Annotated in this window: 14 protein-coding genes; 6 read left to right on the plus strand and 8 right to left on the minus strand. The window is 67.7% G+C overall.

Features of this window, described 5'->3' with window-relative positions; translation table 11 throughout:
* Window positions 1–78 precede the first annotated feature (78 nt).
* The gene (locus LZC94_42590) at window positions 79–798 is read right to left on the minus strand and encodes a TetR/AcrR family transcriptional regulator (protein ID WXB14502.1); all 720 of its coding nucleotides are present in this window, start codon (window positions 796–798) and stop codon (window positions 79–81) included.
* A 1256-nt stretch (window positions 799–2054) separates the two neighbouring features.
* On the opposite strand from LZC94_42590, the gene LZC94_42595 reads away from it, so the two are divergent.
* Window positions 2055–3665, plus strand: coding sequence for an ATP-dependent Clp protease ATP-binding subunit (locus LZC94_42595; GenBank protein ID WXB20320.1), 1611 nt, complete (start codon window positions 2055–2057; stop codon window positions 3663–3665).
* 93 nt (window positions 3666–3758) lie between these two features.
* Here LZC94_42595 and LZC94_42600 read toward each other — a convergent pair whose 3' ends face one another.
* The 5 genes from LZC94_42600 to LZC94_42620 form a co-directional block, all read right to left on the minus strand.
* Window positions 3759–4646 carry a nucleotidyl transferase AbiEii/AbiGii toxin family protein gene (locus tag LZC94_42600; GenBank protein ID WXB14503.1) on the minus strand — a complete coding sequence of 296 codons (888 nt, stop codon included), beginning with the start codon at window positions 4644–4646 and terminating at the stop codon, window positions 3759–3761.
* Window positions 4643–5206, minus strand: coding sequence for a type IV toxin-antitoxin system AbiEi family antitoxin domain-containing protein (locus LZC94_42605; protein ID WXB14504.1), 564 nt, complete (start codon window positions 5204–5206; stop codon window positions 4643–4645). Before LZC94_42605 ends, LZC94_42600 begins: the two co-directional genes overlap by 4 nt.
* Window positions 5207–5348: 142 nt before the next feature.
* Window positions 5349–8009 (minus strand): hypothetical protein, encoded by a 2661-nt coding sequence (locus LZC94_42610; GenBank protein ID WXB14505.1) that lies wholly within the window; start codon window positions 8007–8009, stop codon window positions 5349–5351.
* Window positions 8010–8219: 210 nt separating this feature from the next.
* Entirely contained in the window at window positions 8220–10418 is a 2199-nt protein-coding gene (gene ppk1, locus LZC94_42615) for a polyphosphate kinase 1 (GenBank protein ID WXB14506.1), read from the minus strand.
* Between the two features lie 311 nt (window positions 10419–10729).
* Window positions 10730–12427 carry a hypothetical protein gene (locus LZC94_42620; protein ID WXB14507.1) on the minus strand — a complete coding sequence of 566 codons (1698 nt, stop codon included), beginning with the start codon at window positions 12425–12427 and terminating at the stop codon, window positions 10730–10732.
* A gap of 299 nt (window positions 12428–12726) precedes the next feature.
* On the opposite strand from LZC94_42620, the gene LZC94_42625 reads away from it, so the two are divergent.
* From LZC94_42625 to LZC94_42640, 4 genes are all read left to right on the plus strand, one after another.
* Window positions 12727–13923 (plus strand): DHH family phosphoesterase, encoded by a 1197-nt coding sequence (locus tag LZC94_42625; protein ID WXB14508.1) that lies wholly within the window; start codon window positions 12727–12729, stop codon window positions 13921–13923.
* Between the two features lie 165 nt (window positions 13924–14088).
* Window positions 14089–14826, plus strand: coding sequence for a hypothetical protein (locus LZC94_42630; GenBank protein WXB14509.1), 738 nt, complete (start codon window positions 14089–14091; stop codon window positions 14824–14826).
* Between the two features lie 139 nt (window positions 14827–14965).
* Complete coding sequence (locus LZC94_42635; GenBank protein WXB14510.1) at window positions 14966–16003, plus strand: PilZ domain-containing protein; 1038 nt, start codon at window positions 14966–14968, stop codon at window positions 16001–16003.
* A 126-nt stretch (window positions 16004–16129) separates the two neighbouring features.
* A complete protein-coding gene (locus LZC94_42640) occupies window positions 16130–19099 on the plus strand; it encodes a hypothetical protein (GenBank protein ID WXB14511.1) in 2970 nt (989 codons plus the stop codon).
* A 14-nt stretch (window positions 19100–19113) separates the two neighbouring features.
* On the opposite strand, the gene LZC94_42645 is transcribed toward LZC94_42640, so the two are convergent.
* A complete protein-coding gene (locus LZC94_42645; GenBank protein ID WXB14512.1) occupies window positions 19114–19284 on the minus strand; it encodes a hypothetical protein in 171 nt (56 codons plus the stop codon).
* A gap of 310 nt (window positions 19285–19594) precedes the next feature.
* On the opposite strand from LZC94_42645, the gene LZC94_42650 reads away from it, so the two are divergent.
* Complete coding sequence (locus tag LZC94_42650; GenBank protein WXB14513.1) at window positions 19595–19843, plus strand: hypothetical protein; 249 nt, start codon at window positions 19595–19597, stop codon at window positions 19841–19843.
* On the opposite strand, the gene LZC94_42655 is transcribed toward LZC94_42650, so the two are convergent.
* Window positions 19789–21267, minus strand: a complete 1479-nt coding sequence (locus tag LZC94_42655; protein ID WXB14514.1) for a penicillin-binding protein — start codon at window positions 21265–21267, stop codon at window positions 19789–19791. The two genes, LZC94_42650 and LZC94_42655, sit on opposite strands and share 55 nt — an antisense overlap.
* Window positions 21268–21298 lie beyond the last annotated feature (31 nt).

Below are 21298 nucleotides of genomic sequence, written 5' to 3' on the forward strand. Positions count from 1 at the left end.
TGGTTCGGGCGGTTCGGAGACGACATACGGCGGCGCGAAGGGCCGCACTTCACGAGGCCGAATGGCCGTAAATTTTCTTCAGGAGCGCACGCGGCGCCTGCGTTCGCTATCAATGACCGGCCGGTCAATGAAACGGGTCACCGACCGATCCAGCAATTCGTGGGCGGATCGGCGCTCGTTGGCCACCAGGGCGTCGACCAGGGCAGGTGTCCCCAACCCACGCACCAAGATGCCTTGCACTTGCTCCATCAGCTCGTGAAACACGGGCTTTTGCTGCAAGTGCATCATCTGCTGCACCAGCTCGTTCCACGCGCCTTGAACCACGGCCGCCGCCACGCGGCTGTCCAGTTCTTCGCGTACGAGCTTGGCCTTCTGGCAGATCTCGATCCAGTCGATGCAGTTTTGCTGGATCGAGCTCCGGAAGGTCTCGAACAGGTACTTTTGCTCGCCCTGACACGTCGGCAAAATACGAACGATTCCGCGGTTTTGCCAAAGAAACTCCATGATTTCCACGTCCTTCTCCTGCCAGTGCGCCAGGACTTGGGCGGGCTCGTTCATGGAGCTCGGGATCGGCTTCGGCACCGTGCACATGACCATGCACCGCGCGAGGAACGCCTCGACGACCTGCCGAAACGCGCCTTCTTTGCTCTCGAAGTGCAGATAAAACGCGCCCTTGGACAGGCCGGCGCGGGCGGTGATGTCCTGTACTTTTGCGGCGGCGAGGCCCTTTTCCGCGAACACTTCTTCCGCGGCGCGGAGGAGCGAGATCTTGGCGGTGGGATCGGCGGTGCGCGACATTTCTGACTCGCGGGTCAGTATAGGCGAAAACGGTCCCTTCGCCAAGGCCGCCAGGCGCGTTCGGGCGTTGAATCGAGACCGGCCGCGCGCGAGGTGCGCCACTTATTTGGCCCGCGCCACCTCGGTGTGCGAACGCTCGATGGTTCATGACGACGCGCGACAAGGCGACTTCGAACGGTGGTGGAGGGCGCGGAGCCAAGAGCGGGCGCTTTCACGAAGGGGAGCTCGTGGCGCTTCGCAAGTTGGCGGAGGAGCTCGCGCGCAAACGCAAAGAGCGGGTCACCACCGGGCACCTCCTCGCGGCCATCGCCGACCGTCGAAGCGTAGCCGCCGATCTGCTCAAGGATCGCCTGCTCGACGTGGACGTTCTTTTGAAAGCGGCGCGCGTGGTCACCGACGATGCGCCCGACGCGATCGGGCGCGCAGTGCAGCGGGCGCGCGAGTTCGCGGCGCGCTCCACCTTTCCGGAGCCGTCGGGGATCCATCTTCTGTATGCGCTCTGCCAGGATCGTACGTGCGCCGCGCACCGCGCGATCACACAATGCGGAACCGACGTGACCAAGCTGCGCACATCGGCGCTTCAATTGGCGACGGGGATCGCGATGCCGCGCCGGGTCTCGGCGCTGTCGCAAATGGCGCCGGCGCCGATGAGCCCGATGGTGTCGAAGGCGGCGCCCCTCGTCCCGCTGCTTCCGAATGCGAAGCCTGTTGCGCCGCGGGTTCGTCCGCCGAGCGCGCCGCGCCCCTCCGTTCCGCCCCCGGCGATGTCGTCTCCGTTGGTACCTCCGGCGACAACGCCGCCGCCGTCCGTTCCGCCTCCTGCAATGCCTTCGGCGGGGACGCCTTCGGCGGCACCGCCTTTGGCGATGTCGCCGCCCGCGGCGCCGCCCATGACGATGCAGCCGCCCGCAACGCACGGACATCGGCGGCGAACGCGGCCCGCGCCGCACGCGCCGCTTTCGACGCCGCGAACGGTGCACGCGCCCCATCTCCCCAAGTCGGGATCGTCGCCGATGGACGCGGCCATGCGCAGCGGAAACGGGGCGGCGCGGTTTGCGCTCGATCCGAAGGCGTTCCCGCTGCTCACGCAAATCGGAGCGAATTTGACATTGGCGGCCGCGCTCGGACAGCTCGATCCGGCCATCGGTCGCGAGGCCGAAATCGAGCGCACCTTGGACGTCTTGGCCAAACGGCACGCGAACAGCGCATGCCTCGTCGGGGAACCCGGCGTCGGCAAGACGAGCATCGTGCGCGGCATGGCGCGGCGGATCGCGGCGGGCGAACGGGTGTCGTCGCTCGACGATCGCGTCCTGATCGCCATCGAGCCGCCGGTTCTTCTCGCGGGCACCGGCATGCGCGGGCAGCTGGCCGAGCGCATGTCGCAGCTCTTGAACGAGGTCAAAAAGAGCGAGGGCCGCATCGTGCTCGTGTTCGAGGAGATTCACACCTTGTTCGCGTCGACGAACGACGGGGGCGAGGAGGGCATCTCCGAGCTGAAGTCGGCGCTCGCCTCGGGCCAGGTGAACTGCATCGGCACCAGCACCCCGAAAGAATACCGCCGGGTCATCGAGGCCGATGGCGCCCTGTCGCGGCGCTTCAGCGTGGTCGAGGTGGAGGAGCCCGGGAGCGAGCAGGCGCTGGCCATCATGGAGAGCGTCATCCCTCTGTTCGAAGGGCACCACCGCGCGCGCTATTCCAAGGAGGCGCTGGAGGCATCGCTCCGGTGGAGCGTGCGGTACCTCCCCGGGCGCGCGCTGCCCGACAAGTCGATCGGCGTGCTCGATCTGGCCGGCGCCCGCAGCCGGCGGCGCAACCTCGACGAGGTGGGGCCCGCGCAGGTGGCCGAGGTGGTCGCGGAGCTCGCGGGCGTCCCTGCGGAGCGGCTGCTCGAGACGGACGCCGATCGCATGCTGCGCTTCGAGTCGCTCTTGGCCAAGCGCATCGTGGGCCACTCCGACGCGCTCGCGCGGATCGCCGCGGTGCTGCGTCGCAACGCCTCCGGCTTTCGGTCGCGGCGTCCGATCGGGTCGTTTTTGCTGCTCGGTCCCACCGGTGTCGGCAAAACGGAGACCGCGAAGGCCATCGCCGAGCTGCTCTTCCACTCCGATAGCGCGATGACCCGTCTCGATCTCTCCGAGTACGCGGAGCCGCACGCGGTCTCGCGTTTGGTGGGCGCGCCGCCCGGCTACATCGGGCACGAAGCGGGGGGGTTCTTGACCGAGGCCGTCCGCCGGCGCCCGTACCAAGTGGTGCTCCTCGACGAGATCGAAAAGGCGCACCGGGACGTGCTCGAAGCGTTTCTCCAAGTCTTCGACGACGGCCGCCTCACCGATGGACGCGGCCGCACCGTCGACTTCACGAACACCGTGATCCTGCTCACCTCGAACCTCGGCGCCGACGTCGCGCGCCCGCGCACCTCGAACCGCCGCATCGGCTTCGCGTCCGACGCGGAGGCCGACGCCAGCGCCCGCCGCGAGGCCACGGCCTACGCCGACGCCATCGTCGCCGCCGCACGCGCCGCGCTGCCGCCCGAGCTCTACAACCGCCTCGACGAGGTGATGGCCTTCGCGCCGCTCACGCGCGCCGACGTGGCGGAGGTGGCCCGGCGCATGCTCGCGGCCCTCGCCGCGGAGCTCGACAAGACCCGCGGGATCCGCCTGGACGCCAGCGAACAGGCCATCGCGGCGCTCCTGGATCTGGGCGGCTACGATCCCGAGCTCGGCGCCCGCCCCATGCGCCGCACCATCGCCCGTTGCGTGGAGGCGCCCATCGCCGAAATGCTCCTGCGCGCCGAGCTCCGACGCGGCGATGTTGCCACCGTCGATGTCGAAGAGGGCGCGCTCGTGGTCGACGCCGTCACGCCGTAGCGGGTTGGTTCTCCCGCTCGATGCTTCCGAGCCGCCTTTTTCACCTTGTGCCATCCCGCGGACCGTGCGGAACGCGTTCATCGCCGATGAAAACTACCTCCACGACCAGTAACTCGGACGCCAGGTGCGCACCTCGCCTGCGAGCGCCGGATTCAGGAACGTCTCGACCGCCTGGACCAGTGCAGAGATGTCCGGCCAGCGCAGCTCGTCCTCGATGACCATCCGCGCGTAAACCGCCGCCCACGATCGGGGTGGCTCCGGCAGCACGCTCGGGAGCGCGTGTGTCTTGCGGGAGGAGAAGGTTTGCTCGAAGGCGGCACGCAGGCCCGCGCCGTCGATCTCCCGCACCCCGGCGAGCAGCGCGATGTCGGGGAGATCCTTGACGCGCGAGTTCGGGCGCGCGCGCGGGAGCGTGTACGCGTGGAGCTTCTCGGCGATGTGCGTCTCGAGCGGGTAGACGCGGAGCGACGGCGGTGCGACACCCGCGAAGCCCAAGATGTTGTTCGCGACGACGATGTCAGGCTCGCCGAAGATGGGATCCGCGAAGGCGACATCGAGTCCGAACGGCTGCCCGTACGGCTTGCCCGCGAGCTTGCACGTTACGCGGTAGCGCTGCCCTTCGTAGACCATCCCCTCATTCGTGATTTCCGGATGCGCGGCGTCGGGGTTGACGTTGAAGATCATGAAGTCGCCGAGCTCGAAGGCTGCGGCCGTCTTCAGGCGATCGAGTACACCGACGGGCGAGCCCCCGAGGCGCAGATCGATGTCCTTCGTGGTGCGCCCGCGTTCGACGCGGAGCTCGACGACGACGCCACCCTTGAGAATGACTCGGTCGCCAAGCTCCCGCACGACGCGGGCGAGGAACCGGTGGAACACAAGGAGCTGACGACGACGCGCGAAGTCCGCGCCGCTCGAAGAGGACGACCGCAGTCGCGCTTCCAGCGCCTGTTTGAACGCCGCCGACGACGCGTATCGAGTCACGCGTCCCTCGCATGCGCTCGGATCGCCTTCTGGTCACGCTCGTCGAGCAGTTTACGTGCGGTCGCCTGCCGAAGCGCGGCGTCGATGTGCTCGAACGACACGTGGGCGTCGATGCAGTCGATCAAGGTACGGCGCACGTTCGTGACTGGGATGGCCCCAATGTCGCCCTGGTCGTCCTTCTCGATGTCGTCGTAGTGGAGAAGAACCCCCTCCGGGACGCGAAGGCGGCGCTTGGCCCAGTCCTGAGGGAGCGTCATGTTCACCTTGCGCGGCAGGACGTCGGAGAGCTCGTGGAGCATGAGCGCGGTCTCGTGCGAGAAGACGCCGGCCTTCTCCGACCAGAGCCAAAGCGTTGCGAGATCCTCGTGCTCGCCCGCGGGAAAATGGACGATGCGGTAGACCCCGCGGCGCACGCGAACGACCCGCCCGTTTTTGAGGTACTTCGCGAGGAGCTGAGGCGAGTAGCCGGCCTCCGCTGCCTGCTGCGTCGTGAAGTGCCCCTCCTGGCCGATCGCCGCCTCGAAGAGGCGATCCCAGTTTGGCGCCTGAACAGCTGTCATATCATGCACACAACTTAACCCAGGGTTTAGTTTTGTGCAATTGGCCGGCGCGGCTCGGCTCGTTACATTGTAACGCTTGCTGGTCACCTTTCTTGATGCGTCTTGCGACGAAAACGCGTCTCGCGGTGAACGGCTCGCGCGGTCACGCGCCGGGCGCTCCATCAATCGCGCGCCGGTAGCGTTCGCGGCGCGCGCCATCGCGTAGAATTTCGTACGCCTCTTCGAGCACCTCGACGATTTTGTTTACGTCGGGGGCGAGATCGAGCAGCCGCGGCGAGAGCAAACGCGCCGGCTCGAAGGCGCGGCGAAGCTCGAGGAACGCGCGGCGGACCTCGTAGCCCGTGGCGTTGCGCGGCACGCCGAGGATGGCGAAGTAATCGCCTTCGTCGACGAGCTGAAGGCGCGTGCGAACGCGGGCGCGGATGGCGTCGACGTCGAGCGCGTCGATTTCGGCGGCGGGCGCCTCTTCGTGACGGGAGGTGCCGATGGAGCGCGCCACGCTGATCACGCCGAGGAGCGAGAGCGCGTAGAGCACGGAGCCCATGTCCGTGTCGGCGTGCGTCTCGAGCGCGTCCTCGATGGAGACCCCGCGCCCCTCTTCGACGATCGCCAGCTCCGCCGCGCCGAGGGCGCACTCGGTCAAGAGCTGCGGCTTGGGGCCTTCGCCGATGCGCGAGCGCACGCCGCCCATGCGCAAAATCGCGTCCTCCGGCGCGACCACGCGGCGGAGCACCTCCACGAACACCTCGGCGCCCGTGGACCCGCCGAACACGCTGGGCTCACCGCGCAGCCGCCCCGGCGGCTCCGGCTCGATGACCGCGGTGCCGTCCTTGAGCAAGAGGGCGCGCCCCAGGATCCACTCGGCGTGCCCCCGAAGCACGGGCCACAGCTGGTCCTGCCGCAGATACCCTTGCGCCACCAGCGCCGCCCCCGCGTGCCGCCCGAAGGTGGCAAACCGCCCCGCGACTTGGTTCAGCTTTTCGCGCGGAAGATCGCCCCGCGCCACCAGGTACGCGATGAGGCTCTCGTCGTCCACGCCCGACGCGCACGTCACCAGATCCCCTTCGCGCAGCACCACGCGGCGAACGCCGTCCTTCGACTCGAAGCACAACGTGCCCGTCACCCGCGACGCGATCGCCCGCGCGAGCGCCACCGGCGCGTCCGCCTCCCCGAGCACGCTCGGCGGAAGATGCGGCGGGCTGGTCACCCGCGCCGCCGGCAACGGCGGAGCAGGCGGCGGCGGAGCAGGCGGCAACGGCGAGTGCCCGGGCGCGAGCGGCGGCGGCAACGGCGAGTGCCCCGGCACCACCGGGGGCGGCGGCGGCGAAAACGAAGGCAACGGCGCGGGCGGCGGCGGGTGCGCGTCGAACGAATCCATCAACGCATCGCTCGCGAGCGCCCGACCGAAAATCGGCGGCGTTCGCGCCGCCTCCCGCTCCGGCGCCGCCGGAGGCCGCGACGACGCCAGCGCCGCCCCCGGAGGCCGCGACGGTGCAGGCACAGGAACCGGGGGCCGCGACGGCACGGGCGCAGGAACCGGAGGCCGCGACGGCGAAGACGCCAGCACCGGCACGGGCCGAGCCGACGGTGGCGGCGGCGGCACCGCAGGGTGCGTATGATGATCGCGCGCCTCGTGCTCCTCGTACCGGGGCGCCGCGAGCCCGCCCGACGCCGCCGCGAGCCCGCTCGACGCCGCCGCGAGCCCGCCCGACGCCGCCGCGAGCCCGCTCGACGTCGTCGGACGGCGAATGCCCGTCGTATGCTTACCCCCACCCGCCGATGTCGTCGCGCGCGGCCCTTCGTTGCTCTCGGACAGCTCGTGCTCCGCGTCGTCGACCAGCGGCTCGTCGAGGGCGGCCAGGATCTCCTCGGGCAGCACCGCCTCGAGCTCCTCGTCCGGCGAGGGCGGGCTCGATTCGTGCGCGTTGGTGTACCCCACGCGCTCCTCCGCCTCCGCCAACAACTCCGACAGCTCGCTGCTGAGGTGCCCCGGCACGCTCGCCATCCGCCGCGTCGCGAGCGCGTTGCGCACGGCCACGCCCCCGTGCAGATGCGACGCCGACGCCAGCGCCGGGAGCGATCCCATCGAAGGAGGCGGCTGGCTCGGTCGCTCCGCGCGCATGCTCGGCGGCGGCAAAATGGCCCCGCCGCGGTTGGACGAGGGGCCGGACGACGGCGGAGGGCTGCTCCGCATCGACGGCGGCGCCTCCGGGGTGCGCGCGGCGACCACGGACACGTCGGGCGCCTGCCACCCCGAGGGCACCTTGTCCTCGGCGTCCTCGGACTCCTCCCCCTCGAAGCCGGGGGTGAGCGACTTGTGCTCCGCCGAGACCTCGAGCGCCCGCTGATTCAACGCTTCCACCTTGCGAACCAGCGCGTGAATGTCGACGGGCCGCGACACGAAGCCCGTCGAGCCGTGCGGCTCGCCCTCGGCGTCGAACGCCGGGCGCGGCAGCACGCGCACCTCCGGGTCCGACGTTTGGCGCGACGGCCCCTTCGCCTCGGGGTTCGATGGCCGCGACCCGCGCCCCTCCAACGCGTAACCCGGCTCGATGGGAGCACGACCAATGTAGAGCACATCGATTGAATCGCCGTCCGGGAGCTCGCGCATCCGCGCCACCACCTCGAGGGCGCCGTCGGCGTCGGCGTCGACCAGCACCACCCGAGGCCGCTGAACGGCGACGCGCGCGACCAACATGGACAAGGGCACGTCCACCACCGTGTAGCCCTCGCCGCGCAAGGTCTGCGAAACGCGCTCCGCCTCCACGGAGGGATCGCTCACGAATACGGTGGCCTTGTTCATTTTTGGCCTCTCCGCATCCTGCGGTCGCACGCTGCCCGCGCTCATTGCCCTCGAGGATCCCTCCCCAGGCCCTGACCGATGATCTGCACGAGGCGCGGCAGCAGCCCGGCGCCGTACACCAGCGCAAAAATGAAGAGAACCAGGGCGATCTCGCCCCTTGTCATCCCGAAGATCACGATCCGTGGATGATATCGCGGAACGGCGCGCCGGCTACTTCTTTACCGGCGGAGCCTCACGCCGTCTGCGCGTGCGCACCCCCTGCCCTTCGAGCTGACGCGCCTGCATCGGCGGCAGATGGAACCGCGAGGGCCTCCCGGCCACCTCCGACGCTTTGACCCGATCCCGCGCGAGCTCCATGAACCTTTGCTGCGCGCGCACCGCGGCTTGCCCGGCCGCGGGCGGCGCCACCCGCGCGTAGCTCCCATCGGACCGCAAAAACCACGATTTCACGTTGTCGGCGCACTGCACGTGCAGCACTTCGATGAGGCGCATCCGCATTGCAGCGTCCTCGATGGGCACCATCACCTCCACCCGCCGGTGGAAATTTCTTGGCATCCAGTCCGCGCTGGCGATGAAGACCTCCTCTTTACCGCCGTTGGCGAAGTACAAAATCCGCCCGTGCTCGAGGAAGCGATCGACGATGGCCCGCACCTCGATGGTGTCGCTCACGCGCGCCACCCCCGGCCGCAAGCAGCAGATGCCGCGCACCAACAAGGTGATCGACACGCCCGCTTGCGAAGCGCGGTAGAGCGCCTCGATCACGTCCTCGTCGACCAGGGCGTTCATCTTGGCGATGATGCGCGCCGGCCGCCCTGCCCGCGCGTGCTCCGTCTCGCGCTGGATGAGCCCCAGCACCGCCTCGTGGAGCCCGAGGGGCGCCACGATGAACGAGTTCCACTTGGGCGGCGCGCTGTATCCGGTGAGCAAATTGAAGAGCGACGAGGCGTCCTCGCCGATGTGCGGCTTCGACGTGAAGAGCGAGATGTCCGTGTACATCCTCGCCGTGGTCGGGTTGTAGTTGCCGGTTGCAAGATGCACGTATCGGCGGAGCTTGCCCTTCTCGCGCCGCACCACCAACAAGCACTTGGCGTGCGTCTTCAGGCCCAGGAGGCCGTACACCACGTTCACGCCCGCCTGCTCCAAGGTCCGCGCCCAGACGATGTTCGACTCCTCGTCGAAGCGCGCCTTGAGCTCCACGATGGCGGTCACCTGCTTGCCCGCCTCCGCCGCGCGCATGAGCGCCTTGATGATCGGCGAGTCGCCGCCGGCGCGGTAGAGCGTCTGCTTGATCGCCAGCACGTCGGGGTCGTCGGCCGCGCGCGTGATGAAGTCCACGATGGTGTCGTACGAATCGTACGGGTGCTGCAGCACGATGTCGCCTTCGCGCAGGACCGCGAACAGATCCTCGGCGTCGCGCAGCGGCGGGGCCACATAGCCCGCGAAGGACTCGTCGCGCAGCTCACGCCGCTCGTCGCGCGACACGATGCGCATCAAGTCGGCGACGTTGAGCATCCCCGTGGCGCGGTACACGTCGCGCTCGGGATCGAGCTTCAGCGCCTTGATCAATTTGGTCAGCGAGGCCTGCGTGGGCTCCCCCGCGACCTCCAGGCGCACGGCGTTGCCGCGCTCGCGCCTGCGGAGCTCCTGCTGGATGGTCTGCAGAAGATCGTCGGCCTCTTCCTCGTCGATCTCGAGGTCGAAGTTGCGGGTCACGCGGAAGACGTAGACCCCCTTGGGCCGAACCCCCGGAAAGATGGTCCCCACGTGCCGCGCGATCAGCGCCTCGACCAGGACGAACGCATGCTTCGCCAAGGTGCCGTCGGACAAGCGCACGCCGCCCACCTCGATGAGGCGCGGGAGCATCATCGGCACCTGCACCACGCCAAAGCCCGACTCGTGCCCCTCCTCGCGCGCAAACATGATCCCGAGGTTCAGGCTCTTGTTGCGGAGGTGCGGAAACGGATGCCCCGGATCGACGGCGATCGGCGTCAGGATCGGGAAGATCTCGTTGTGGAACATGCCGTCGAGCTGCGCCAGCTGCTCGGCGGACAGTTGCTCCGGGGTGATGATGAGGGTGCCCTGCTCGGCCAATCGGGGCAAAAGTTGCGTTTCGAGCGCGATCGACTGCTGCGCCACCAGCGCATGAACCCTGGCGGAGATGGCCGCAAGTTGCTCGGAGGGCGTCATTCCGTCGGGCGGGAGCTCGCCCACTTCACCGGTCAGCTGCTGCTTGAGACCGGCGACGCGCACCATGAAAAACTCGTCGAGGTTCGACGCAAAGATCGCGTGGAACTTGAGGCGCTCGAGCAGCGGCACCGCCTCGTTTTCGGCCTCGGCCAGCACCCGCGCATTGAACTCGAGCCACGAAAGCTCACGGTTCAGGTACAGGTACGGCGACCGCAAATCCAAGGTGCCATCGCTCTGGGTTAGCTGCGATGCGCTGTGCGGGGGCGTTCCATTCAAGCTGCCCGACGATGCGGGCCCTATGGGAACGGAAGATACGGGTCCCGCAGCGGGAGTCTGGGAAGCTTGTAAGGTGGCAAGCTCGGAAATATTGATGGATTCTTCCATGTGGGAGACCGAATCGCCCATTCAGCGTAGCCCACTTTAGGCTTCGTTCCGGCGACGATTCACGTACACGTGAGGCTCAACATGGCCAATTTATAACGGTTCCGTCGCTTTTAGGTGTCGTTCGTGTGACATTGGGCCCGACCGATGACTCAGTTCGAGACGGGCGCAGCGGCGATTCGTTCGGCCACATCGTTTCGCATCCACACGCGATCTTCGCCAAACACGGCGGTCTCGCGGTAGCGCTCGCGCACCCACGCGGCGCTCTCGGGGCAGTGCTCGGTGAAGTCGACCACCGCGCTCTCGTTCGAGGTCAGCGGCGACTTGTCGAAGAAGACGAACGCCGCGGGCGGTGCCAGCTTGAGCCGATCGAGCATGTCGCGCTCATGCGCGTCGCGCATCTTCACGATGACGTCGGCTTGTTTCGGGTTGGGCCGCACGCCATCGGGCATCCACGAACCGCCGAGCGCAGCGTCCACGTTGAGATCGTACACATAGATGTACGGCGTCGCGCTCATCCGCCCGGCCAAGAAGAGCAGGTACGGGTCCATGCCGTAGATCTGGACGCGTTCGTCCGGGCGCGTGTGCTCCTGCAGGTAGCGCGCGGTCTGGCGCATCTCCCACGGGAAGAAATCCTTGTCGCGAAAGTAGATCAAGTAGTCGTGGCTCTCGCGATCCACCCGGTCGCGCGCCTTGCCGAGGATCCACAGATCCTGCACGTGCGGCGACGATGGAAGCACCACCCCCAGCTTCATGGCCAGCGCCGTCCCCGCCGCATATGGAACGAGGCGCGCGAGAGGACGCGTGCGCGGCGCGCGGCCGAACTTCTCCCAGAGCCACACGATGAGCAGGAGCCACTGCATGTGCATGCCCGCGGTCACCGGGTGAAAGTGGTACCCGAAGCCTTTGGCCTGCGCGAGGACGCTCACGAGCCCCGCCAGCGGCACCAACGCCACGCCGATGGTCCGGCGCGGGAGGTGCCCCTCGGCGATGAGCCCGAGGTGCACGACCATGGTCGTGATGGCGATGGCGGCCGCGGTGCCTCCCCACTGCGGTGAAAGGATCTCCACCGGCGTGCGCGGGAGCATGAAGCGGTACATCGCCGGCACGTCCACGAAGTAAATCCGCAAGAACGCGCCCACGTCCGCGTACGCGACCAAAAAGGCCAGCTGCGTCGCCGCGCCCACCGCCGCGCCCAGCGCGAACACCCCGAGGCGCTGCTTCTGCGAGAGCCCGAGCTCGCGATCGACCACCAGCGCCACCAGCTGCACCACCGTGAACACCACGTACGTCGGCTTGCCGAACCACGTGATCGCGCCGAGCCCCGCCGCCAGCGCGATCGGCCACGCGCGCGCCACGATGCTCGCGGCCCCCCGCGGCGGGAGAGCTCCAGGCCCACCCCCGACCGCCGCTCCCCGCGCGAGCCCCCGCTGCGCGGCGAGCTGCAGCGCCACGGCGCTCAGCATGAACCAGTCGAAGAAGCTCTCGCGCTGCGCGAGATCCCAGTACAGGTACATCACGTGCTGGCCGCTCAGAACGACCCACCCCGCGAAGGCCCACGCTGCGCGATCGAGCCAGGTGACCTTCTTCTTGATGACGCCGGGGAGGCAGGCGCCGGCGAACGCAAAGCCGATGCCGGTGATGGTCAGATCGAGGACACGGAACCGATGTTCATCGGCGCCACCGAACGCGAGGAGGACCATGTGCACGAGATGGGTCAGCGGACCGTTCACGTCGCGCACGTCGCGGTAGTCGACGGCGCCTTGTTTCAGCGCCCACGCCACATACTGAAAGATGCCCTGATCCCGGCCTAGCGTGGTCAGCGACGCGCGGCTGGTCGCGTCGATCACCCAAAAGAGCGGCGGCAGCGCGATGATGAGCGGAAGGACGAGCGCACGCCGAATCGCGACGCATATTCTCCTCGAGCTTTTCGAGCTCCTCTTTCTTCTCCACCAGCTCGGCGATGCACCTTTCGATGAAGCTATCTGCACGGGGGTCCTTATACGTGGAATCGACGCGCCACCTGGAGAGCCAGTTGAAGCACATGGCCCGACTCAACAAGCCGAAGAAGATGTGATAGCTACCTCATGCCGAACCGGCGTGCAGGTAGCACGGCGGTCTCCATGGCCTTCGGCTCGAAGGTTTGGGCATGCGAATTGGAATTCGGAGTAGAATTGGTATGGTTTCCGCCTTGACCCCGAAACCCAGCCCGAGTCAAAAAATGTCCGATCCGGTCCGACGTTTACCCGTTCCGACCGCTGCGGCTGCCGTCGCCCCACCCGAGCGTGCACGGGCGTTTGCCGACGCGTTGGCCGAGGCAAAAGGCAAGCATGTGCTCATTGCACTGCGCGGTCACCCCGATCCCGACGGGATCGCCTCCGCCATGGCGCAAGTGCACATTGGCCAGCGCTGTGGCGTCGGCAAGATGACCATCGGCTACTGCCATGAGCTGAGTCATCGCGAGAACCGCGCCCTGGTGAAGCTGCTCGGCGTGGAGCTGCGAAAGATCAAGAGCGTCAAGGAGGTAGGGAACGTCGACTTCCTCTCCTTCGTCGACGCCTACGACGTGGACCCCGACCTGGCCGATGTCGAAGGGCTGGAGGTGCTCACCATCGTCGACCACCACCGCGCCCCCGTGCCGCCCACGGCGCGCTTCGTCGATCTGCGGCCCGATGTCGGGGCCACCGCTACCATCTTCGTCGAGTACCTGGAGCAGCTGGCGCCGCTCGACAGCGAAAACGAAGACGACCGCCACATCGCCACCGCGCTGATGCACGGCCTCGCCACCGACACCGACGACTTCATGCTGGCGCGCGCAGGAGATTTCCGTGCCGCCTCCGAGATCATCGAGGTGTGCGATCGCGATCTGCTGGCCGATCTGAGCCGCCGCCTGATCGCGCCAAGCGCGATGGATGTGATGGCGCGCGCCCTCGCCTCGTTGGTCGTGCGGCGCAATTTCGCCATGGCCGGCATTGGGTTCGTCTCCGAAGGCGACCGGGACACCATCGCGCAGGCCGCGGATTTTCTGGTCCGTCGCGAGGACATCGACACCGTGGTCGTCTACGGCGTCGTGGGCGATCGCTTCATCGAGGGCTCGCTGCGCACCCACTCGCCGAGCGTGGATCCGTCGGCTTGGCTCGAACAAGCCTTCGGCTACGACGACAAAGGCCGTCCGTACGGCGGCGGCCGCCGCGACAAGGGAGGCTTCCGCATCCCCATCGGCTTCCTCGGGCGCTCCACCGATCGCGCGCAGCTCTGGACGTTGGTCGAGCACGCGATGCGCTCGGCGCTCTTGCGCATGGTGGGCGACGAGCCCGCAACGGGCGTCCTCGTCCAGACCGTGTAGCCGCGAGCGAGCGAGGCAGCCCTGCGCATCTTCTTCTGTGGTCTGCCGCTCGGTGCGCTCCTGCTCGAGCGCGATGGTCACGAGATCGCGCTCGCCGCCATCAGCCGAACCGATGCACTCGGCCTCCGCCGGCTCACCCGGCGGCTCGGACGCGAGCGCGTCCTCATGAAGCCAAACCTCGACGAGCTGGCGCCGCGCGTTCGGGCGCTGCGGCCGGATCTGGTGGTGAGCTGGTTTTGGACCAACCGCATCCCCCGGCCCATCTTCGAGGCGGCCCCGTTCGGCGGCTTGAATGTGCACCCCTCGCTGCTCCCGCGCCACCGCGGCGCCGATCCGTACTTCTGGACCATCGACAGCGGCGATCCGATCACCGGCGTCACCGCGCACCGCATCGACGAGCACTACGACACCGGCGCGATTTACGCGCAGCGCGAGATGCCCGTCGACCCCTCATGGAGCGCGTGGACCCTGGCGCGCAAGCTCGATCGCCCCTCGCTGGCGCTCTTGCGCGAAACGGTGGCGCGCTTCGCTCGGGGCGAGCCCCCCACGGCGGTGCCGCAAGACGAATCGCGCGCCACCGACGCCCCCGCGCCCAGCGACGACGATCTGGTCGTGCAGTGGAAGGACACCTCCGATCGCATCGCGCGCCGCATCCGCGCCGCCTCACCGTGGCCCGGCATGTGGGCGGAAATCGGCCATCACCCGGTGCTGATCACCCGCGCCGAGCCCACCGATGACGTACCGCGCGCGCTCATGCCCACCGAGGCCGCCGTGGTGAACGGCTCGGTCGTGGTGCGCACTGGAGACCGCGGACTGCGGCTGATTTCAGGGCGCGACGTGGACACCGACCTCGAGCTCGGAACCAAGGAGCTCGCATCCTTGATCACATTGGCGCTTGGCTGATGGTGATTTCACTGCATTCGTCGACCCTGTAGCATTCTCCAAAACCGAGGAGATGACCGTGCCCGATCCCGCTTCAACCGCTCGTATTGCCCGAGAGTCCCTGTCGCGCGGCCTTCAAGCTTTGCAATCGGATCCCACGGTGCCGCCTTCCCTGCTCGATCTGGCCGCCGTGATCGCGCAATCCATGGGGGCGCTGCACCAAATCGAGCGCTCGAACGGGACGCAGCTCCATCCTTACGCCGGAATCGCGCTGGAAAATGTGCGCAAGGTGCTGAGCCAACTCCAGGGCCTCCACGCCGCGCACCCCGCCGTGAGCGTGGCGACGGAGTCGGTCGCCTCCTCCTTGAGCTTGGTCCACGCGCTCAACCAGCTCGCCACCGCCGGTGCCCCGCTGGCAGCACCACCTCCGCCGCAGGCGCCCATCGCCCCGCCGCAGCAAGCCGCGCCCATTCCCCTGGTGCACCAGGCCTCCAGCTCGCAGCCCGCGTACCCGGCGTATGCGCCCCCCGCCGGCGCGCCCTCGTATTTGCAGCAGCAGCCCGCCGGTTACCCGCAGCCGGCCCCTGCATTTCCGCAGCCGGCGCCGGCGTTCCCGCAGCAGGCCCCTGCGTTCCCGCAGCAGGCGGCCCAGCCTGCCCCGTATCCGCAGGCCGCATACCATGCGCCGACCCAGCCGCAGACCGCCGTCTTTCAGCCGCCGTCGCAGCCCGTTCAGCAGCCTGCCCCGGCTTACGCCTACACGCCGCCGCCCGCGCCGCCGCATGTGCAGCAGCAGTCCGCGTCGCACTCGGCGGCCGCGCACCCCGGCGCGGGGGCCCATTCGCCCTCGGGCTCGAGCTCGGGGGAGCTCCCCGTGGTGAGCGCCGACTTGGGCGCGCACAGCGCGAGCAATTTTTACAAGGGGCTATCGGGCAACGACATCATCGATCACGGCGGTCTGTTCGTGCAGACCTACATGATCCCGAAGCTGGGCACGCCCGTGCGGCTCAAAGTATCCCTGCCCGGCGGCTATGAGTTCGAGGCCAACGGAATCGTGCGCTGGGCTCGGGAGCAGTCCGATGGGAGCGACGCACCGCCCGGATTCGGCGCGCAGTTCACGCAAATCACGCAGGAAGCGCGGCAGCTCGTCTACCGGTACGTGCGCAATCGCGAGCCCCTCTTCCACGACGATTTGTGAGCGCGCATGACGTTTCGTGAGCGCGGCACCCGGGACGTGTAAACTCCCGCGGAGCTCTCGTCTCGCGCGTCTCCGCGCCCGCGCGGATCCCGCACAACCCCTCCGCGCCCGGCGGATTGCACGCGTTTGCATCGCTTCTTCCTTTTCGCCTCCCTGGTTCTCGTCCTCTTCGGAGCGCTCTCGGCCCTCCCGAGAGCCGCGCGCGCCGCGAACGATCCGAACCTGGTCTGGAAGACGATCACCACGCCGCATTTCCGCATCTCGTATTACTCGGGCGAGGAAGAGCTCGCCAAGCGCTTGGCCGACCAGGCCGAGGCGATCCACTACCGCCTCTCGCCCGTGATCAACTGGTCGCCCGCGGAAAAAGTCGAGGTGGCGATCTTCGACCAGACCGACAGCGCCAACGGCTTCACCTCGATCATCCCGTACAACGCCATTCGCCTCTTCGTCACCGCGCCCGACGATCTGTCGCCGCTCTCGGACTACGACGATTGGTTCGAGACGCTCTTCACGCACGAGTACACGCACACCCTGCACATCGATCAGATCCGCGGCCTGCCCGCCCTGGGCAACGCGCTGCTCGGCAAGCGCTTCTCGCCCAATCAAGTGCAGCCGCGCTGGTTCATCGAGGGGCTCGCGGTCTACGAAGAGTCGAAGCGCACCAGCGGAGGGCGCCTGCGCTCCTCGCAGTGGCAGATGTTCATGCGCGCCGACGTCCTGGAGAACAACGTGGCGCCGCTCGACGTGTTCTCCAACACGCCGCGCCGCTGGCCGCAGGGCAACATCTGGTACCTGTACGGCTCCTTCTTCCTGAAGTGGATCCAAGAGCAGTACGGCGAGGGCGTCATCCGCGAGGTCATCGATGACTTCGGCCAACAAGTGATCCCGCTGTCCGTCAATCGCTCCCTGCGCCGCGCCATCGGCAAGACGTACGAAGATCTGTACCCGCAGTGGATCGCGTCGCTCCAGCGGGACTTCGGCGCGCAGCGCGACGCCATCCGCGCCCGCGGCCTTCGCGAGGGCGTGCGCCTCACGTACGGCGGCAACTCCGCGCAGCACCCGGTGTGGATCCCCGCGAACAGCTGGCCCGATCACCAAGGCGGCCTCGTTTACTTTCGCGACGACGGGCACTCGACCCCGGGCCTCTACGCCATCGACCTCACGCGCGATCCCCAAGGCGCCGTGGTCTCGGCCGACGACAAAGGGCGCGAGCTGGTGGTGCGCACCAACGGCGTGGCCCACGCGAGCTTCGCCCCCGACGGCACGGTCGTCTTCGAGTCGCAGGCGCCATTTCGACGCATCTTCGGCTTCGGCGATCTGTTCCAGCTCGGCGCGGGCGAAAAGAGCCCGAGCGGCATCGATGGCAAGCGGACCCGCTTGACCCAGGGCTTCCGCGCCGCCGACCCTTCCGTCTCGCCCGATGGCCGCCGGGTCGTGTTCACCACCAACCACCGCGGCACGCGCTACGTGCAGATCGCCGATCGCGCGGACGACACGGTCACCCACGTTCGCGCGCTGGTTCGGAGCAGCAGCTTCGAGCAGGCCTTCGCGCCCGAGTGGTCCCCCGACAACCGTCACGTCGCCTACTCCGTGTGGACCGAGGGCGGCTACCGCGACATCCGCTATGTGGACACGGCCGACGGCTCGTACGTGGAGATCGCGCACGATCGCGCGCAAGAGGGCGGCCCCTCGTTCTCACCCGACGGCCGCTGGCTCTTCTTCCACTCGGACCGCTCGGGGGTCAGCAACGTGTACGCGTGGAACGTGCAGACCCACGAGCTGAAACAGGTCACCAACGTGGTGAACGGCGCCTACCAGCCCGCCGTCTCGCCCGATGGTCGCACCTTGGCCTATCTCGGCTACACGCACACGGGCTTCGATCTCTTCGCCATGCCGCTGCGCGAGAGCGAGTGGCTCGACCCGCTGCCGTACATCAACGATCGCCCGGCGCCCAACCCCACGCCGCCGCACTACGAGTTCCCCGTCACCGGCTACAACCCGCTCGAGACCTTGCGCCCCCGCCGCTTCGGCGTGTCGATCACGCCGGGGAATTTCGGGCAAATGGCGGTGGTGACCGCCGACGGCGCCGACATCGCGGGCCACCACCTTTTGGCGGCCAGCATGACCACGGAGTTCGAGCGACCGTATTTGCAGTTCGGCCTCGGCTACACGTACGCGCGCCTGCCGGTCGATCTCAACATGAGCGTCTCGCGCACCATCACCCCGCGCGGCGGCTACCAGCTCGGGCCGAACTACAAGCCCACGTGGATCCAAGAGGCGCTCGGCTTTTCCACCGGCATCAGCTACGGCCTACCCAGCTACACGGGCTTCGACGGCCAATCCTTCGCCCTCAGCTACGGCGTCACCCGCTTGGGCGGCGATCTTCCGATCCCGGCCGACAAGCTCGATCCCTACGACACACCGGTCATCCCGGGCGGGCGCGGGATGATGGCGTCGGTGCACCTCGGCTGGGGGTACTCCAACGCGCAGCGCTTCCTCTACAGCATCGGCGCCGAGAAGGGCTTCAGCATCAGCGCCAACTTCGACTTCACGAACACGGCCATCGCCAGCGATTTTTCGGGCTACGGCGCCACGCTCGACTTTTCGACCTACTTCACGATGCCGTGGCTGCAGCATCACGCGCTCGCCCTTCACGCGGGCACCGGCACCAGCGGCGGCAACTTCGGCCGCGCGTACTCCGTGGGCGGCATGGTCGATTTGCCGCTCTACGACGTCGTTCGCAACGTGCTGATTCAAGGAGGCGTGGCGCTTCGAGGCTATCCGCCGGTCGCCGAAGCCGGGCGCCACTATGCTCTGTTCAACGCCGAGTACCGGTTTCCGATCGTCAACATCGATCGAGGATTCTCCACCTTTCCGGTCTTTTTCAACCGGCTGACCGGCGCGGTCTTCCTCGACTATGGCAGCGCCTTCGACGATGCCACCACGGCCATGTTCAAGACCGGCGTGGGCGGCGAGCTTTGGCTCGACTCGCTTCTGGCCTACATCCTCAATTTTACGTTCCGGATCGGCTACGCCAAAGGGCTGGCGAGCGGCGGTCTCGACAAGTTCTATTTTGTCGCGACCGTCCCCTTCTGAAAAAATCGTCTCGCCTATTCCGCCTTCGCCTCGGGCTTGGCACCAGAGCTCTTCTTGGCCTTCGGAGCAGGCGCGGTGGTTGCTTGAGAACGCGCTTGAGCTTGGCGCTTGGCGCGCTCCTTTTTCTTCACCTGACCCTTGCGACGCTTCATCTTTTGCGAGTTGCGGCGATCGAACTTGCCCATGGTGTCCTCGTAGAATCGAATGATTTCACCGGCTTGCAACAGGCAAACGCCAAGCGAGCCAGCGGGTTGGAGCGCACTTTGCAGAGTCTCGGGGATCCCGTCAACCCTCGAGACAGGGGCCGCTCTTCCCAATGTCACCTGACGTGCGTAACTTCACAGTCCAAGGTGCTCGGATGTTCCGTACGGGGTTGGGTCCAGGCGCTTGGGGCACTGGGCTGATGTCGCTTCGACCAGACGCCACAATGCGTCGAGCACAATGGTGCACAAATACCTCAGTAGACGTCCGAATCGAGGATGCTAGATTGAGGACGTGGACGTGGTCCTGCGAAAGCTTGGTAAGGGCTCGCGCGCCGTTGCGGGCCGATTGGTCCGAGCGCCGCGCAAGGGCTCGGTGGTCGTCATCGAATTCCCCGATGGCATGCATGAATACGTGACCACTCCGGTCAAACGGGTGCTCCGCATCTGTGGCCGCGAAGTTTTTTACATCGAGACGATTAACAGTCGTTATCGGCTCGAAGTACGTGGTCGCGAAGAAGCGGTGGCCGAAAGTACGGGCTGACTTCTTCCCAGCGCCAGGGCCACCCGCGTTCGGTCGCGGTCGCGGTCTCTGCCTTGATTTTCGCTGTTTTCGTTGCCTGCGCGCAACGCATGCAGAGCTGCGCGCCGTCGCGGCCGCCGGCCCGAGAGCGCCGCGCCCGGCGCCGTAATGTGCTCGAGATTCTGCTGCGCGAAGTAGGCGCGCAACATTTCGCGCGCGACGACGTTGGCTTTGACGTTCCACGCGGGGTTGTTGACGACCAACACCGCGATGGCGACCGGCTTCACGTCGCCCTCGACGGCAACGGCATGACTCGGCGCGAAGCCCGTGAACCACGTGAAGAGCCGCCCGGTCTCGTGATCGGAGAGGGTGCCCGTCTTTCCCGCCACGGGAATTCCCCGCAGAAACGGCCGCCCCGAGGAATCGCGGAACGCGCGGTACGCGGTCCCCTCCGTGACGGTGTGCTCCATCATGGCGACGACGGCTTGCGCCGTCTCCGGCTTCAGCACGCGGCGCACAGAAGGTTTGTCGGGCTCCGTGTAGATGGCTTTACCTTGCGCATCCAGCGCCTCGCGCACGACGTGAAGGCGAATCGCCTCGCCGCCCCGCGCGAGCGTGGTGCTCATGGCGGCGGCCTGCAGCGGCGAGAGCGTGGTGTGGAAGAAGCCCGCGGCGGTGCGCGCATACTCCAAGCGATCGCCGGGGATCTGCAGCGCGCTCGGCTCGACGTCGACATCGAAGGGGACCTTCTGCCCGAAGCCGTACGCCTGCGCGGTGAGCTCCAGATCCTTCGGCTTGAGCCTGCGCAGCGCCAGGCGCGCAAAGACGGGGTTGATGCTGCGCCCCATCGCGTTGGAGAGCGTGATGCACCACCGGTCGCGGCGCGGGTTCTCCTCCAAGTCGCCCGCGACGATGCGCTGCTCGCCACCGCCCGCATAGCACTCACGCGTCTCGGGCCCCATGTCCGCGGTGTCTACGAGCGCGGTGCCCGTGACCACCTTGAAGACGCTGGCCGCCGGCGCGATCGCGCGCGCGCACAGATCGCGCGGGCCGCCCGACTCGACGTGGCTGGCGTACACGAGCACGCGGCCCGTGACGGGATCGACCATGACGATGGCGGCCTCCGGAAGATGGCGACCCGCCAGGATGCCTTGGGCGATGCGCTGCAGCGCGGGATCGACCGAGAGCCGCGCCACGCCTTGGTTCGGGAGAGGAGCGGTCGTGCCTTCGTCGTCGAAGCCAATGTGCACGAGGTCGAGCCCCGCTAGCAGCGGGCTCGCGCCGGGCAGCGCGGCCGCCGTCGCGCCCGGCTCGGGTCGGGTGGCGCTCGGACCCCCTTTGCTGCCCTCGGGGAGGCCGTTGGGCGAGCTAGGTGCCACGTGGGAGACCGACGGCTCGTCGACTTGCTTTCCGCCCAGAGGTCCGACCCCGAGCAGGCGACCCACGGGAAATTCTCGCACGAGGTAAAAAAGGCCG

This window comes from Sorangiineae bacterium MSr11954, assembly GCA_037157815.1.
In the GTDB taxonomy this organism is placed as follows: Bacteria; Myxococcota_A; Polyangia; order Polyangiales; family Polyangiaceae; genus Pendulispora; species Pendulispora albinea.